17 protein-coding genes are annotated in these 15,523 nt (G+C 68.5%); 4 read left to right on the top strand and 13 right to left on the bottom strand.

Annotated features, from left to right (window positions below):
• Nucleotides 1-13: 13 nt before the first annotated feature.
• Both NKG96_RS11715 and NKG96_RS11710 read left to right on the top strand, forming a co-directional pair.
• Entirely contained in the window at nt 14-3,118 is a 3,105-nt protein-coding gene (locus tag NKG96_RS11715; RefSeq protein ID WP_254535131.1) for an FAD-binding and (Fe-S)-binding domain-containing protein, read from the top strand.
• 52 nt (nt 3,119-3,170) lie between these two features.
• Nucleotides 3,171-3,551 (top strand): cyclophilin-like fold protein, encoded by a 381-nt coding sequence (locus tag NKG96_RS11710; RefSeq protein ID WP_254535130.1) that lies wholly within the window; start codon nt 3,171-3,173, stop codon nt 3,549-3,551.
• An 81-nt stretch (nt 3,552-3,632) separates the two neighbouring features.
• Here the strand turns inward: NKG96_RS11710 and NKG96_RS11705 are convergent, their stop codons facing one another.
• From NKG96_RS11705 to NKG96_RS11680, 6 genes are all read right to left on the bottom strand, one after another.
• Nucleotides 3,633-4,001 carry a VOC family protein gene (locus tag NKG96_RS11705; RefSeq protein ID WP_254535129.1) on the bottom strand — a complete coding sequence of 123 codons (369 nt, stop codon included), beginning with the start codon at nt 3,999-4,001 and terminating at the stop codon, nt 3,633-3,635.
• A gap of 429 nt (nt 4,002-4,430) precedes the next feature.
• A complete protein-coding gene (locus tag NKG96_RS11700) occupies nt 4,431-6,689 on the bottom strand; it encodes an NADP-dependent malic enzyme (RefSeq protein WP_254535128.1) in 2,259 nt (752 codons plus the stop codon).
• Between the two features lie 127 nt (nt 6,690-6,816).
• The gene (asd, locus tag NKG96_RS11695) at nt 6,817-7,854 is read right to left on the bottom strand and encodes an aspartate-semialdehyde dehydrogenase (RefSeq protein ID WP_254535127.1); all 1,038 of its coding nucleotides are present in this window, start codon (nt 7,852-7,854) and stop codon (nt 6,817-6,819) included.
• Between the two features lie 87 nt (nt 7,855-7,941).
• Nucleotides 7,942-9,387 carry an MATE family efflux transporter gene (locus NKG96_RS11690; RefSeq protein ID WP_254535126.1) on the bottom strand — a complete coding sequence of 482 codons (1,446 nt, stop codon included), beginning with the start codon at nt 9,385-9,387 and terminating at the stop codon, nt 7,942-7,944.
• Complete coding sequence (locus NKG96_RS11685; RefSeq protein WP_254535125.1) at nt 9,384-9,980, bottom strand: TetR/AcrR family transcriptional regulator; 597 nt, start codon at nt 9,978-9,980, stop codon at nt 9,384-9,386. The genes NKG96_RS11690 and NKG96_RS11685 overlap by 4 nt, the downstream gene beginning before the upstream one ends.
• 126 nt (nt 9,981-10,106) lie before the next feature.
• Complete coding sequence (locus NKG96_RS11680) at nt 10,107-10,295, bottom strand: 30S ribosomal protein S17e (protein ID WP_254535124.1); 189 nt, start codon at nt 10,293-10,295, stop codon at nt 10,107-10,109.
• A 276-nt stretch (nt 10,296-10,571) separates the two neighbouring features.
• On the opposite strand from NKG96_RS11680, the gene NKG96_RS11675 reads away from it, so the two are divergent.
• A complete protein-coding gene (locus tag NKG96_RS11675) occupies nt 10,572-11,201 on the top strand; it encodes a CHRD domain-containing protein (RefSeq protein ID WP_254535123.1) in 630 nt (209 codons plus the stop codon).
• A gap of 26 nt (nt 11,202-11,227) precedes the next feature.
• Here NKG96_RS11675 and gvpM read toward each other — a convergent pair whose 3' ends face one another.
• From gvpM to NKG96_RS11640, 7 genes are all read right to left on the bottom strand, one after another.
• Nucleotides 11,228-11,539 carry a gas vesicle protein GvpM gene (gene gvpM / locus NKG96_RS11670; protein WP_254535122.1) on the bottom strand — a complete coding sequence of 104 codons (312 nt, stop codon included), beginning with the start codon at nt 11,537-11,539 and terminating at the stop codon, nt 11,228-11,230.
• On the bottom strand, nt 11,526-12,353 hold the full coding sequence (gene gvpL, locus NKG96_RS11665; protein WP_254535121.1) for a gas vesicle protein GvpL: 828 nt from the start codon (nt 12,351-12,353) through the stop codon (nt 11,526-11,528). Before gvpL ends, gvpM begins: the two co-directional genes overlap by 14 nt.
• Nucleotides 12,346-12,702 (bottom strand): gas vesicle protein GvpK, encoded by a 357-nt coding sequence (gvpK, locus tag NKG96_RS11660; protein WP_254535120.1) that lies wholly within the window; start codon nt 12,700-12,702, stop codon nt 12,346-12,348. The genes gvpL and gvpK overlap by 8 nt, the downstream gene beginning before the upstream one ends.
• Nucleotides 12,699-13,184 carry a gas vesicle protein gene (locus NKG96_RS11655; RefSeq protein ID WP_254538145.1) on the bottom strand — a complete coding sequence of 162 codons (486 nt, stop codon included), beginning with the start codon at nt 13,182-13,184 and terminating at the stop codon, nt 12,699-12,701. The genes gvpK and NKG96_RS11655 overlap by 4 nt, the downstream gene beginning before the upstream one ends.
• Before the next feature lie 73 nt (nt 13,185-13,257).
• Nucleotides 13,258-14,160, bottom strand: a complete 903-nt coding sequence (locus tag NKG96_RS11650) for a hypothetical protein (RefSeq protein ID WP_254535119.1) — start codon at nt 14,158-14,160, stop codon at nt 13,258-13,260.
• The gene (gene gvpG / locus NKG96_RS11645; RefSeq protein ID WP_254535118.1) at nt 14,157-14,408 is read right to left on the bottom strand and encodes a gas vesicle protein GvpG; all 252 of its coding nucleotides are present in this window, start codon (nt 14,406-14,408) and stop codon (nt 14,157-14,159) included. Before gvpG ends, NKG96_RS11650 begins: the two co-directional genes overlap by 4 nt.
• On the bottom strand, nt 14,408-15,037 hold the full coding sequence (locus NKG96_RS11640) for a GvpL/GvpF family gas vesicle protein (RefSeq protein WP_254535117.1): 630 nt from the start codon (nt 15,035-15,037) through the stop codon (nt 14,408-14,410). The genes gvpG and NKG96_RS11640 overlap by 1 nt, the downstream gene beginning before the upstream one ends.
• A 169-nt stretch (nt 15,038-15,206) precedes the next feature.
• Between NKG96_RS11640 and gvpA the strand changes: the two genes are divergently transcribed.
• Nucleotides 15,207-15,500 carry a gas vesicle protein GvpA gene (gene gvpA / locus NKG96_RS11635; RefSeq protein WP_254535116.1) on the top strand — a complete coding sequence of 98 codons (294 nt, stop codon included), beginning with the start codon at nt 15,207-15,209 and terminating at the stop codon, nt 15,498-15,500.
• Nucleotides 15,501-15,523 lie beyond the last annotated feature (23 nt).

Here is a 15,523-nt window from a genome sequence, read left to right as displayed (position 1 = left end):
TGTGGGTCCAGTCATGGCTGTCGAGGACCGGTACTACGACCCTGACGATTTGAACACGTCTGCGGACTCCCTGGGGCACGACCGCCCCGACGTCGAGGAGTATCGCGACCTCGCGGCGGACCTCCGCCGCGACGTGAAAGGCGGCGTCGAGTTCGACGAGTACGCCCAGATCCTGTACGCTACGGACGGGAGCATCTACCAGGCCCGGCCCGCCGGCGTGGTGTACCCGATGGACACCGCCGACGTGCAGTCGACGGCCCGCGTCGCCGCCGAGCACGGCGTCCCCCTGATGCCTCGCGGCACCGGGTCGTCGCTCGCCGGACAGGCGGTCGGTCCCGGCTGCATCGTCATGGACATGACGCGGCACATGGACGACGTCGTCGACATCGACCCGGACGAACAGTTGGCGACGGTCCAGCCCGGTCTCGTGCAGGACCACCTCGACAACGAACTCGCGGAGTACGGGCTGAAGTTCGCCCCCGACCCGGCGTCGTCGGGCCGGTCGACCGTGGGCGGCGGCATCGGCAACAACTCGACCGGCGCACACTCCGTGCGCTACGGTATCACCGACGCCTACACCGAGGAACTGCGCGTCGTCCTCGCGAACGGCGACCTGATTCACACCCGCGAGGTCGTCCTCGACTCCGAGGAGTGGGACGACATCGTCTCGCGCGACACGCTCGAATCTGCCATCTACGAGACCACGCGCGAACTGGTCGAGGACAATCGGGAGGAGATCGAGGACAAGTTCCCCACCCTGAAACGCTCCGTCTCGGGGTACAACCTCCACAAGGTCGTCTACGAGAACGACGACGGCGAGGAGGTCATCAACCTCTCGAAACTGTTCGTCGGCGCGGAGGCGACGCTCGGCACCGTCGTCGAGGCCACCGTCTCGCTGGTGACGAAACCCGAGGAGACGGCGCTCGCGCTCTACTGCTTCGAGAACCTCGTCGACGCGATGAAGGCCGTCCCCGAGGCCCTCGACCACGGGGCCAGCGCCGTCGAACTGATGGACGACGAGGTGTTCCGCCTCGCCCTCGAATCGACCGAGTACGCCCAGTACGCCGAACCCATCCCCGAGGGGACGGCCGCCGCCCTCATGCTGGAGTGGGACTCCGAGGTCTGCGACGACTTCGAGGAGGCCGTCGCGGAGGCCAACGCCCACTTCGTCCACAGCGGCGACGCCTTCGACGTCCTCGAAGCGTACACCGAGGAGGACCAGGACAAACTCTGGAAGCTCCGAAAGGCCGCGATTCCGCTCCTGATGGGCCTGCAGGGCGACCCCAAGCCCTACCCGTTCATCGAGGACGCCACCGTCCCGCCCGAGGAACTCGCCGAGTACGTCATGGAGTTCGAGCAGGTGCTGGAGGACCACGACACCTCCGCGGCGTACTTCGCGCACGCCGGAGCGGGGACACTCCACATCCGGCCCATCCTCAACCTGAAGGACGGCGAGGGCATCGAGAAGATGCACTCCATCACCGAGGACGTCACCGACCTCGTCCTCAAGCACCACGGGTCGTTCTCGGGCGAGCACGGCGACGGGATGGCCCGCACCGAGTTCAACCCGAAGATGTACGGCGACCAGCTCTGGACGGCGTTCAAGGAGCTGAAGACCGCCTTCGACCCCGACTGGCAGATGCACCCCGGCAACGTCGTCTACCGCGACGGCCCCGAGGACGTCGGGCCGGAGGGCGACCGCGGCGTCGGCGCGGACATGCGCGAGAACCTCCGCTACGGCACGGGCTACCAGTCGCTCGAACCGCAGACGACGATGGACTTCTCGGACGAGGGCGGCTTCTCGCACCTCGTCGAACTCTGTAACGGCTGTGGGACCTGCCGGACGACGACCACGGACACGATGTGTCCGACCTACCGCGCCTCCAAGGAGGAGATTCAGACCACCCGCGGGCGGGCGAACATGCTCCGCGCGGCCATCTCCGGCGAGATTCCCGAAGAGGAGATGTACTCCGAGCAGTTCCAGGAGGAGGTTCTCGACCTCTGTGTCGGCTGTAAGGGCTGTCAATCGGACTGCCCGACGGGCGTCGACATGGCGAAGCTGAAGACCGAGGTCAAACACCAGTACCACAAGGAGAAGGGCGCGAGCGCCCGCTCGCGGATGTTCGCGGAGATAGACACCCTCTCGAAGCTCGGAAGCACGTTCGCGCCGCTGGCGAACCTCGCGCCGAAACTGCCCGGCGCGCGCGAGTTCATGGAGGACACGCTCGGCATCGCCGCCGACCGCGAACTCCCACACTTCACGCGCGACACGCTGGAAGACTGGCTCGAGGCCCGCGGCGGGTCGACCGTCCCGCTCCGCGACGCCGAGCAGAAGGTGCTGCTGTTCCCCGACACGTACACGAACTACAGCTACCCCGCACCCGGCAAGGCCGCGGTGAAGGCACTCGAAGCCGCCGGCTGTCACGTCGCCATCCCGGACGACGTCGGTCCCTCCGGTCGGGCGGCCCACTCGAAGGGCTTCCTCGACAAGTCCCGCGCCCGCGCCCGGCACAACGTGGACGCCCTCCACGCCCGGGTCGCGGACGGCTGGGACGTGGTGTTCATCGAACCCTCGGACGCCGTGATGTTCCAGGACGAGTACCTCGACCTGCTGACCGGCGACGAGGTGGTCGACGTCGCGGGCAGCGCCTACGGCGTCTGTGAGTACATCGACACGCACCGGCTGGACGAGGAGATGGACTTCGCCGGCTCCGCGACGTCGCTGACCTACCACGGCCACTGCAACCAGAAGGCCACGAACAAGGACCACCACGCGGTCGGCGTCCTCCGACGCTCGGGCTACGACGTGGACCCCCTCGACTCCGGGTGCTGTGGGATGGCCGGGTCGTTCGGCTACGAGGCCGAACACTACGACATCTCGCAGGCCATCGGCCGCATCCTCTTCCGGCAGGTCGAGACGAGCGACGGCGAGCAGGTGACCGCCCCCGGCGCGTCCTGTCGCTCCCAGCTCGGCGACCGGCCCGGTGAGGAGCTGCCGCCCCACCCCATCGAGATGGTCGCCGCGGCCATCGACGGCGAACCGGTGGCGACGACGAACTCGGCCCAGTCGCAGTCCGTCGCCGCCAGCGTCGCGTCCGTGCTCGGCTTCGGGAAGTAACGCCGCCCACGACTGCCGACTGTTTTTCACGCTCGCCCGCGACGCTCCGGCGATGTCCGACCTCAGACTCACCGTCGACGGCCGACAGCTGACCGCGCGGTGGACCGACGAGAACCCGGAGACGCGCGCGGCCATCGAGGAGGCACTCCCTCTCGCCGGTGACGCCTCTCGCTGGGGCGACGAACTGTACTTCGACGTGCCGGTCGACGTACCCACCGAGAACGGCCGCGAGGCCGTCGAGGTCGGGAGTGTGGCCTACTGGCCCGGCGGCTCGGTGCTCTGTCTGTTCTGGGGGCCGACGCCCGCGAGCGAGGGCGACGAACCGCGGGCCGCCTCGCCGGTGAACGTCGTCGCGCGAATCGACGACGTGAGCGCACTCTCGGAGGTGGACGGCGGCGCGTCGGTGCGGGTGGAACTCGACCCGGGACGGTAGGATACTCGCCTCCGGTCCCCTTCCTGACTGGACCGGGCGCTTGGTGGACGCCGCGAAACAGGGTCGAAGAAGGGGCTTCCCTCAGTCGTCCAGCGGCTGGACGAGTTCGACGACGTGGCCGTCAGGGTCCTCGAGGAAGGCGGTGCGCGCGCTCGCCGCGGGCTGGTCGGCCGGCTCCTTGATGACGCCGTGGTTCTCGATGTCCTCGAACGCCTCGTCGACGTCCTCGACGCCGATGGCGAGGTGGTCGAACTGGTCGGCCTCGCTGATGACGTCGACGCCCTCCTCGTCGGTCAACTGGAGTTCGAAGCCGTTGCCGTCGGCGACGTAGACGTGGCGCGCGCCGTCGCTCTCGAACTCCCACGAGCGCTCGAAGTCCAGTTGCTCGACGTACCAGTCTGCGCTCTCGTCGGCGTCCGCGACGTGCAGTCGGACGTGGATGAGGTCCATGGTCGTGGACCGGACGGCGGAGGGATAAGCAGGCGGGTGACGGCGGATTCTGCGCGAGCCGTTATGTCAGAAGACGGGGCCCCCGACGGCGTGGTCTGACTGACGTGACGGGTCGGTCCGAGTAGGCGGGGCGTCGCGCCCCGGCACCGTCGGCGTCGCCCGAGGGTGTGCGACACGTCGGCCCGTTGGCGGAGCGTGTCGCCTGTTCGCCACCCTACGAGTCACTACTCCTCTCCCTCGTGTCCGCTCGCTGGTGTTCCGTGGACTCGTGGAGTCGCTGCCCGTTTCGGACCGCCCTACTCACGGCTCCCGCTGGTCGCCGCTCGCTCTTCCGCGGTCTCACTTCGTTCGACCACGCTGCTCGCGGGTCGCACCGCTCCTCGCTCGCATCGGTCGCGGTTCTCGTGCCCTTCGGTCACTCGAACCGCGCTACTCTCGCTCCTGTGCGTCGACCACCGCCACCCCGGCGAGGTTGACGATGTCCTTGACCTCGTCGCCGCGCTGGAGGACGTGGACGGGCTTGTCCATCCCCGCGAGCATTGGCCCCGTCGCGTCGGCCCCACCCAAGCGCTGGAGGAGTTTGTAGCCGATGTTCCCTGCCTCCAGATTGGGGAAGACGAGGACGTTAGCGGGTTCGTCGAGGTCACAGAACTCGTAGGTGCCGTTGAGCATCTCCTCGACCACCGCGGTGTCGGCCTGCATCTCGCCGTCGACGGGGAAATCGACGTCCGGGTCTGACCGGAGCAACTGGGCCGCCCGGCGCGGCTTTCGGGTTCCCTCGTTGTCGACGCTCCCGAAGTCCGAGTACGACAGCAGCGCCACCTGCGGGTCCACGTCGAACCGGCGGGCGACCCCGGCGGCGTGCCGGGCCACCTCCGCCAGCGCGTTCTCGTCGGGGTCCTGATTGACCGTAGCGTCCGCACAGAAGACGACGCGGTTCTTGAACGTCAGCATGTAGACGCCCGCCGCGTAGTCGGTGTCGCTGGCCGTCCCGACCACCTGCAGGGGCGGGCGGAGTGCCGTCGGGTAGTGGTGCGTGAGGCCGGTGAGCATGGCGTCCGCGTCGCCCATCTCCACCATCACGCTCCCGAGGTAGTTGCCGTCCTCGATGAGTTCCGACGCCTCGCCGCGCGTGATGCCCTTTCGCTTTCGGAGTTCGTGTAACCGGTCGGCGTAGGGTGCGAGGCTCTGCTCGTCGGGGTCCACGACGGTCGGGAACACCCCGAGGTCGAGTCGGTCGATGGTGCGCTCGATGTCCCGCCGGTCGCCGACGAGGATGGGTTCGGCGATGCGTTCCTCGTGCATCTGGACGGCGGCGCGAATCATCTTCTCGTCGTCGCCCTCCGCGAGGACGACGCGTTTCGGGTCGCTCTTGGCCTTGTTGAGGACGACGCGCATCATCTCGCGGGACTTGCCGAGGCGCGCTTCCAACTGCTCGCGGTAGGCGGTCAGGTCGAGTTCGCGCCGCGCCGCCCCCGACTCCATGGCCGCCTCCGCGACGGCCCCCGCCACCTCGAACAGCACCCGCTGATCGACGGGCTTGGGGATAATGTAGTCGGGGCCGAACTGGAGCGGCTGGTCGCCGTAGGCCTTCCGCACCGCGTCGGGGACGTCCTGTCGCGCGAGGTCCGCCAGCGCCTCCGCCGCCGCCACCGTCATCGCCTCGTTGATCTCGGTGGCGCGCACGTCGAGTGCCCCCCGGAACAGGAACGGGAAGCAGAGGACGTTGTTGACCTGGTTGGGGTAGTCCGAGCGCCCGGTGGCGACGATGACGTCGTCCTCGCGGGCGTCTTTCGCCTCGGGGTAGGTGATTTCGGGGTCAGGATTGGCCATCGCGAAGATGATGGGGTCGTCGGCCATCGACCGCACCATCTCCTGGGAGACGATGCCGCCCACCGACAGCCCCACGAACACGTCCCGTCCCTCGATGATGTCGGACAGCCCCGCATCCTCGGGCGTATCGACGGCGAAGGGTTCGGTCTGCGGGGTCAGGTCGCCCGCCTCGGCGCGGTCGGTCGTGAGCACGCCGTCGATGTCGCACATCGCGATGTTCTCCGGGGGGACGCCGAGCGAGACGTAGAAGTTCGCCGTCGCGGTGGCGGCCGCCCCCGCCCCCGAGAAGGCGACGGTGAGGTCTTCTATCTCTTTGCCGGCGATGTCGGCGGCGTTGAGCAGCGCCGCCCCGGTGATGATGGCGGTGCCGTGCTGGTCGTCGTGGAAGACGGGGATGGACATCTCCTCGCGCAGGCGTTCCTCTATCTCGAAGCACTCGGGGGCCTTGATGTCCTCTAAGTTGATGCCCCCGAACGTCGGCTCCATCATCTTGATGGCCTCCACGAGACGGTCCGGGTCGTCCTCGTCGAGTTCGATGTCGAAGACGTCGATGTCGGCGAAGCGCTTGAACAGCACGCCCTTCCCCTCCATGACCGGCTTGGAGGCCTGCGCCCCGATGTCACCGAGGCCGAGGACGGCGGAGCCGTTCGAGACGACGCCCACCATGTTCCCCTTCGCGGTGTACGTGTACGCCTCGTCCGGGTCGTCGGCGATTTCCCGGCAGGGGGCGGCCACGCCCGGCGAGTACGCCAGCGAGAGGTCTCGCTGGGTGTTCGTGGGCTTGGTCGTGCTGATCTCGATCTTGCCGGGTGGGTCGCGTCGGTGGTACTCCAGTGCGTCGTCGTCGAGGCTCATCGCGTCCCCCCCGTCGGCCCGCGGGCTATCGATTCCACGCGTCGCTGGCTCTCGCTTGTCATGGTCGAGGGTTCGGAAAAAGCGCGCATAAAACCCGCGTCCGCGGCCGTTCTTCGCCCGTTCCCGTTCAGACCCAGCCCTTCTCGGCGAGGAGTTCGCCGTTCAGGACACTCGCGCCCGCCGCCCCGCGCAGGGTGTTGTGCGCGAGGCAGTTGTACTGGACGCCTCCGCTGGTCTCGCGGAACCCGCCGGCGGTGACGGCCATCCCGTCGCCGTGCATCCGGTCGAGTCGTGGTTGGGGGCGGTCGGGTTCCTCGAAGACGTGGATGAGCGGGTCCGGCGAGGACGGCAGGTCGGGACTCGGGAACTCGCGCATCGCGTCGGCCGCCTCGCCCGTCGAGACGTCCCCCGAGAGGTCGGCCCAGACGTTCTCGAGGTGCCCGTCGAGGGTGGGGATGCGGTTACACGAGGCGGCGACGTCGGCGTCGTGCCACTGGACCTCGGCACCGTCGAACGACCCGAGCAGTTTCCGGGCTTCCGTCTCCATCTTCTCCTCCTCGCCGCCGATGTGCGGGATGGCGTTGTCGATGATCTCCATCGAGGAGACGCCGGAGTAGCCCGCGCCGGAGACGGCCTGCAGGGTGGAGACGCGGACGGCGTCGAGACCGAACTCGCGGTCGAGGGCGGCGAGCGTCGGGACCATCGTGATGGTCGAACAGTTCGGGTTCTTCAGGAGTGCACCGTCCCAGCCGCGTTCGTCCTGCTGGACTTCGAGCAGGTCGACGTGGTCGCCGTTGACCTCGGGGATGACGAGGGGGACGTCGTCAGCGGTTCTGTCGTTCGAGGAGTTCGAGGAGACGACGTAGCCCGCCTCGCAGAGGCCGGGTTCGACGGCCTCGCCGACCGAGGAGGGCAGCGAGGAGAACAACAGGTCCACGTCGTCGGGGATGTCGTCGGCGTCGGTTCGCCGGACGGTCATCTCCGCCACGTCGTCGGGGATGGCCATCTCGATTCGCCACTTCGCGGCCTCCCGATACGACTTCCCCGCGCTCTCGTCACTCGCGGTGACGCACGCGAGGTCGAAGTCGGGGTGCGGGTCGAGCAGTTGGATGAGGCGCTGGCCTACGGCACCGGTCGCGCCGAGGACGCCGACTCTGACAGCCATTGCCCTGCGTGGGGGTGAGACACGCAAAACGGTTGTGATACGCGCAACGTCGGCCCGCCGTCGGCCGACGAGGTCGCCGTCCCGGACTCAGTCGTCGTCGGTCGCGGTGTACGTCTCCTTCGGTCCGCGGGCGACGTCCGCGCCGCGCCACGTCCCGCGCTGGTACCACGCGTAGGCCAGTATCGCCCCGAGGACGTTCGAGACGAGAAACGAGAGCCAGATGCCCGACGACCCGAGGCCGAGACCGACGTCCTGCGAGGCGAACCACGCGACCGGGAGACGGACGACGCCGAGCATCCCGACGGCGATGACGGCGGCGGTGAGCGTCTTGCCCGCCCCGCGGAACCCGCCGGTGTACGAGCGCATCACGCCGATGAACGCGAAGGAGGGGGCGACGTAGCGCAGGAACGTCGCGCCCACCTCGACCACCTCGGGGTCGGGCGTGAACACGCCGACGACGGCCGGCGCGAACACCCACGTCACGACGCCGGCCGCGCCGAGGACGACGAACATCGTCTTGGCGGCGAAGCGACTCGTCGCGGCGGCGCGGTCCTCCTCGCCCGCGCCGATGTTCTGGCCGGCCATCGTCTCCACCCCGCGGGCGACGGCGATGGCGGGCATGAAGATGACCGAGAAGACGCGGATGCCGATGCCGAAGGCGGCCACCACCGTCGTCGGGAACAGGCCGACGATGAGGAGGAGGGCGTTGACAGAGACGGCCCGTCCGGTCCCCTCGATGGAGGCCGGCACGCCCAGTTTCACTATCTTCCCGAGGTAGACGGGGTCCGGGCGCATGTCCGCGAGGTGGATCTCGACGCCCCGCGTCCCCGCGAACATGATGGCCATGCCGACGACCATCGCCAGTCCCCGCGAGACGACGGTGGCGACTGCGGCCCCCTCGACGCCGAGTGCGGGGAACGGTCCCCACCCGAAGATGAGGAACGGGTCCAGCACGATGTTGAAGACGACGGTGCCGAACATGACGAGCATCGGCGTCACGGTGTCGCCGTACCCGCGCATCAGCGAGATGAAGATGAAGAACCCGAACATGAACGGCAGGCCGAGCGAGATGACCTGCATGTACTCGGTGGCGAGGGGGAGGACATCGGCTGAGGCGCCGAGGACAGCCAGCAACGGGCCGACGCCGAAGTAGCCGACGACGCCGAGGGCGACGGAGACGAGCAACGAGAACGTCACCGTCTGGGAGGCGGCGTACTCCGCGGCCTCGTCGTCACCCGCACCCGTGTTCTGTGCGACGAGGATGCTCCCCGCCGTCGAGAGGCCGATGCCGAGCGAGATGAGCAGGAACACCATCGGGAAGGCGAAGCTGATGGCCGCGAGCGCCTCCGTGGAGTACTGCCCGAGCCAGAACGTGTCCGCGAGGTTGTACGCCGTCTGGAGGAGGTTCGTGATGACGATGGGCAAGGAGAGATAGAACAGCGGCTTGCCGATGCCGCCGGAGGTGAGGTCGAACTCGTCGCGTCCCTTGAAGACGACGGAGAACAGCCCCGAGAGCCGACCGCGGATGCTCATCCGGCCACCCACGGCTCGGCCGCCTCACGGAACAGGTGCGTCTCGAAGCGCGTGGCGAGGAGTTCGCGGGCCGCCGCGGGCGACTCCCCGAACGTGACGGCGCGGACGTGCGCCCCGTCGATGACCGTCGCCGTGAGGTCGGTCAGCGCACAGGGGTCGGCGTCCTCGGCGAAGACGCCGGACTCGATGCCGTCCTCGACGATGTCGCGCAGCGTCTCCCGGAGGAGCGCGTCGAGCGCCGCCAACCGGTCACGGAACGCCTCGTCGTAGGGGGCCTGCGCCTTCAGTTCGAGGAGGGCGGTGCGGAACTCGCGGTGGCTCCCCCCGTCGGACGGCGAGAGCGTCGCGTCGAGGAAGCCCTCCAGCCGTTCCTCCGGCGGGGCGTCCTCGTCGGGCAGTCGCCCGCGGAACCGCTCGACGAGGTGGTCGAGGAAGCCGAGCAGGAGGTCCCGCTTCGTGTCGTAGTGGTAGTGGAGGTTCCCCTTGCTCTGTTCGTACTCGACGGCGATGTCGTGCATCGTCAGGTCCGCGTAGCCGTGCTTGCAGAGGGCGCAGTACGTCGCAGACATGATGCGGTCGTCGGCCTCGGTCACTACTGACTGGTTAGTCAGTCAGGCTCCAAAAGGGTTCGGAAGGGGGCGACAGATTCCCGAGGGGCGGCGTCGCCACTGGCCGGCGTGGTCACTGGTCGGCGTCGAATGCGATGCGAGAAGCGTGTCTTACTGGGCCGTGCCGCCCTTCTTCCGGGTGATGTAGCCGGCGACGCGGTTGCGGACCCCCTTCGACTCGATGTTGGTCAGTTGGGTGACGATGTCCTTGTTGCGCTCGAAGTCCGAGTTGAACGCCTTGTCGTACTTCTCGAGTAGGACCGTCGCCGTCTTCTTGACGTACGCGGGTTTGATGGCCATACGGGTTGGTCAGGACGGCGCGGCTAAAAGGATTCGTTTCCTCGACGGAATCCGGCCACGAGGCCGTCTCGGGAGGGTGGTGGCGCGACGGGTCGTCCGGGAGCGTCGACGGACCGTGAGCGTCCGCGCGGTCGGACGGTAGCGGGACGCGGACGGTTATCGTGATAGCAGTCGAACATAAGCTCGTCCGTGCGAGTGTATCAGACAATACCAAACCGGCGTGACGTACTCAAACTCGGTGTCGGTGTCGCAGCCGTCGGGGCGCTCGGGGGCCTCGTGAGCGCGGACGAGGACTCCCGGACGGAGGTGGGAGCGCTGTTCAGCAGCGGACGGCTCCTCGGTGCGAACGAGGTTCCGCCGGTCGACTCCCCCGGTGACGGGGCGGCCGTCGTCGCCGTCTCCCCCGACGGGGACGAACTCCAGTACTTCCTGTACGCCCGGAACACGGAGCGGGTGACGCAGGCGCACATCCACGTCGGCGGGCCGGACGAGAACGGATCCGTCGTCCTGTTTCTGTTCGGCCGCGAGGACGAGGACGGCCGGTTCGTCGGCGCCCTCGACCAGGGGGTGACGTCGAACGGCCTCCTCGCGAGTGGGACGCTGTCGGCCGACGACCTCGTCGGCCCGCTGGCGGACGCGGACTCGCTCGACTCGCTCCTCGAGGAGATGCGTTCGGGCAACGCGTACGTCAACGTCCACACGGCGGCCACCCCCGGCGGCGAGATTCGCGAGCAGGTGCGACCCGTCGACACCGTCGAGGTCGAGTTCGAAGAGGAGGTCACCGTCACCGGGACGAGCGGGCTCCTCGACTTCGAACTGGAGACCGAACTCGAAATCGAGGAGGACGGGGAGAGTGTCGGTGGCGTGCCCGACTCCGGCGACGGCAGTTCTGACGACGGCGAGTGAGACGTCCCGGTCGGGGCGACTCCCGGTCAGCGGGAGTCGCCGTCAGCCCCGTCGTCGAGTTCCGACTCCTCGGCCGCGAACTCCCCCGTCGCCACCGACGATGCGGAGGGGGACTCCTCGCGTTCGCGGGCCAGTCGACGCTGGGCGGCGTCCCAGTCGGTCATGAGCCCGTAGTCCGTCATCGTCTCCAGGCCGGCCAGCGCCGCCCTGAGTTGCAGGCCCACGAGCGGGATGTCCGCCACGCTGATGACGACGTCCGCCTGAAGGAGGACGCCCTCCTCCAGAATCACGTCGAGGAGGTCCACGACGGCGTCCTGCTCGGTTCTACTCGGTTCCATCGTCGAAGGAGGGGGCGAAGGAGTACGGCGGCCACGGGCCGGTGAAGCGGACCTCGACGCCCGTCTCGGCCGCCACGTCGTCGAGGACCTCGCCGATGGCCGCCTCGTTCGATTCGGGGGCGAGGACCGTCAGGCGGGCCTGCGTCTCCCGGTCCTCGCGTTCGACGCCGAGCGCCGTCGTCCGGGAGCCGAGGCGCTCGACCTCGTCGGCGAGGTCCGTGAGGCGCGACTCGAGCGACGAGGTCCGCGCCTCGCGGGCCGTCCGTTTGACCTCGCGTAGTCGGTTCTCGTACTGCTTGTCGACCATGAACGCCGTGCCCTCGCCGACGCGTTCGCGCTTCTCGGCGAGTTCGCGCAACTGCTCGTCGTCCTCGGCGAGGCCCGCCCGGAGCGTCTCCGGATCCACGAGCACCTCGATGCGGTACTCCCAGCACCCGGCGAAACGGCCCAGGTGGCGTTCGAGGGTGTCGCGGTGGTCTTCCAGCCACGACCGGACGCCCTCGTCGCCGCCGCGCAGGACCGTGTCGAACCGGACGGGGAGCGGCGTCCCGAACCGCTCGCCGGCGGCGTCCACGACCGACTGGTGGTCGAGCAGCCACGACTGGACCTGCTGGGGGTCCTCGGAGTCGTACAGCGCGTCCGTGTCGTGGACCACCGCTCCGAGACCCGCGAACGCGACGACGCGGACGGCCACGGAATCGACGCCCTCGGCGTCGAACGCCGACGGGTCCTCCTCCTCGTCGAGCGAGACGACGCAGTAGAGGTATCGACCGGCCTCGATGTCGGGGGCGGACTCCGACTCGGTGTCACTCACGACGGCTCACCTCCCCGTCCGGGCGCTCGCGTGCCGCCTCCGAGGCCGGCGGGCGACCGAAGGGAGTCTCGAGGCCGCTCACCACGTCGCGGACGAGGCCGTCGAGGTCGTCCCGGATGCCAGCGACGTGGTCGCCCACGTCGTGGTCGTCCTTCATGCGCTCTACCTCGGCTTCGAGGGCGGCGAACTGCTGGCCCAGTCGCTCCACCTCCTCGTCGGTCAGGTCGCCGGACTCCATCCGCCGGAGGGCCTCGCGCTCCATCGCCTCTACGAGGAGTTCCACGACGGCGACCACGAGGGCGACGAGGCCGTCGGCGGCGTCCTCCCCGTCGATGTCGATATGGGTCACGCGTCCTCGCCCCCGCTTTCGCTCTCGGCTTCCTGCTCGCCCCCCTCGTCGTCGGACGGTGCCTCCCGCTCGTCGTCAGCGTCCGGGTCCTCTGTTGCCTCGCCGTCGTTCGGGGTCGTCTCCTCTCCCTTCTCCTCCGGCGACGAAGACTCGCCACCGTCGGAGGCCCCCGTCTCCTCGTCGTCTTCGTCGCTACCGTCGTCTTCGTCGCCGGGACGCTCCCCGCCGCGCGGCGCGGGCGAGATACCGGTCGTCCCCGGACTGCGCACCGAGATGGGCGACCCGCCCTTGGAGTGCATCTGGGAGCGTCCCGAGGCCTCCTCGACGCGGCGCATGTCCGTCCCGTCGGGGAACTGCAGGCCGTACTTCGCGGCCGTCTCGAAGGAGGCCAGCGCCGCCCGAATGTGGATGCCGAGCAGTTCCGTCTCGCCGACGGTCACCGCGATGTCGGCGTTGATGACGATGCCCTTGTCGAGGAGCATCTCGACGACGTCCGCCAGACTGTCGCCCTCGCGGGTCGGCCCCGCCGTCCGCGTCGGGCGGTTCGGCTCGTCGTCACTCATCGTCGTCACCCCCCTCGCGGGCGTCGGCGTCCTCGAACCGGTCGCCGTAGATGCGCTTGCGGTTCGGCGCGGTGGAGTACTTCGTCTCGCGGGGCACCGTCGAGTAGCGCGTCCCGCGACCGACGCTCGGGCCGGACGACGCCGAGGCGAGCGTCGAGTACGCCGTCGGGTTCCGCGAATCGGGCTGGGTCGCCCGTCCGGTTCGCTCCTGGTTCTCCTCGCGGAGCGTCTTCAGGCGGTCGTGGGTTTCCAGCAGGCCCTTCCGAAACTCGTCGACGGCGTCCCGAAGCCCCGACTGGATGGCCGCCTGGAAGGCCTCCGTGTTGGTGTCGTCGGGGATGCTCGCGAAGTCACCGTCGTCGTCCCCGTCCATCATCCCCTCGCCCGCGCCGTCCATCGCGTCGTCGAAGGCGGACTGGAGTCGCGAGAGGCGGCTCTCGTCGTCGTCGATGTCCTCGCCGAGCGCCTCCTCGAGGGCGGTCTCGAACTCGTCTTTGTTGCGCCAGAACTCCCGGACGTCGACGGTCGACCACAACTTCCCGAGTTCGACGACGTCCAGCAGTTCGCGCGACTCGATGGCGTCGGTGGGGTCGCCGCTGGCGACGGCGTCGGGGATCGACTCCACGTCGACGATGTCGGGTAGTTCCTCGACGTTGATGGCCTCCGGTAACTCCGAGAGGTTCACCGTCTCCAGCAGTTCCTCGGCCTCGAGTGCGACCTGCCGGAGGTCCTCCAGCGCCGTCTCGGCCTCCTCGACCGATTCGTCGAGGACGAGCGCCCGGAGGAAGGTGAGGACGTCGCCCTCGGCGCGCTCGACGAGCGTCGCGATGTCCTGTGTCCCCTCGTCTTGCGTTCCGCCGTCGCCAGCCTCGGACGCGTCGGGATCGTCGCTCATCGCTTCACCTCCACCCGGCCGCTGAGTTGCTCGCGGGCGCGCTCGGCCACGTCGAGTTGCGCCTCCAGTTCCGCCCGCCGCCGTTCGTACTCCTCCTCGGAGTACTCGCCGAGTTCGTACAGCAGGCGGTTCTCCTTCATCTCGTCCCGGATGGCGCCCGTGTCGTACATCTCCTCGATGGCCATCGAGTGGATGACGTTGAGCACCGTGACGAGCGGTTTGAGCAGGAGGTCGTCAACGATGAACATCAGCGCTTGGCCCCGATTTCGATGTCGACGAAGTTGTACGGTGCCCACGGTCCCGTGTACTGTACCGTGAGGTCCTCGCCATAGTCGTCGTCGATGGCGCTGACGGCGTCGTCGAACGCCTCGCGGTCGGCGCGGTCGACGAGGTACGACCGGTTGAACACGAGGCGGTCGCTGAAGAGGTCGTTCTCGGACTCCTCGTCGCTGACCGCGCGCAGGCGGTCGGCGACGTCCGCGACGACGGCCTCGCGGTCGAGGGAAGCGCCCTCGTCGGCGACGAGTTTGACGCCCATCTCGACGGCCCCGTCTATCTCGCGGAGCGACTTCGTGAACGCCCGACGACCCCCGCGGAGGACGGACTTCAGCGCCCGCCCGTTCTTGAACGTCATCCCAAAGCGCATCGGCACGATGGTCCGCCCGGTCTCCAGAACGGCCTGCAACACGTCGTCGTGCGCGCGGGCGTTCTCGTCGGTCCGTTCGGGGTCCATCGTCCCGATGTCGGTGACGACTGCCGCCAGCGGGCCGTGGCTGACCGTGTAGACACGGTCGGCCCCCTCGACGCCGTCGACGGAGAGGTCGAGGGGGTCGTCGTCCTCGACCACCCCGTACGTGTAGAGATGTGAATCGCTCATGGTGGGCTGGGGTGTATCGCGGAAGCCTTCTCCGTTCGCGGATAAAAACCCCCGGCCCGCAGATGAAAGCGGGCGAGGAAATAGACACCCCAGAGAACTGTACTCGTCCGCGACTAATCGTACTGTGCAGGCAGAACTACCATCCCGGTTCTCCGTCACTCGGACAGTGATGGTACAGCAGACACCGGGGACGGCGAGTCTGGCGGAGGTACTCGACCGCATCCTCGACAAAGGCATCGTCATCGACATCTGGGCCCGCGTCTCGGTGGTCGGCATCGAGATTCTGACCGTGGAGGCCCGTATCGTGGCGGCGTCGGTCGACACGTTCATCCACTACGCGGAACAGATCGCGAAGGTCGAGCAAGCGAGCCAGTCCGGGGAACTGGAGGACCTCCAGGACCTCGAGACTGGCACGCAGGCCATCCCGCCGCGGGCGGCCGAAATCGAACACTCGGCACAATGAGCCGACCGCGGGCGGCCTGAGCG

Origin of the sequence: Halomarina litorea (assembly GCF_024227715.1) — an archaeon.
GTDB classification, from domain to species: domain Archaea; phylum Halobacteriota; class Halobacteria; order Halobacteriales; family Haloarculaceae; genus Halomarina; species Halomarina litorea.
The sequence above is the reverse complement of the archived record's forward strand: the minus strand, read 5'-3'. Positions and strand labels throughout refer to the sequence as shown.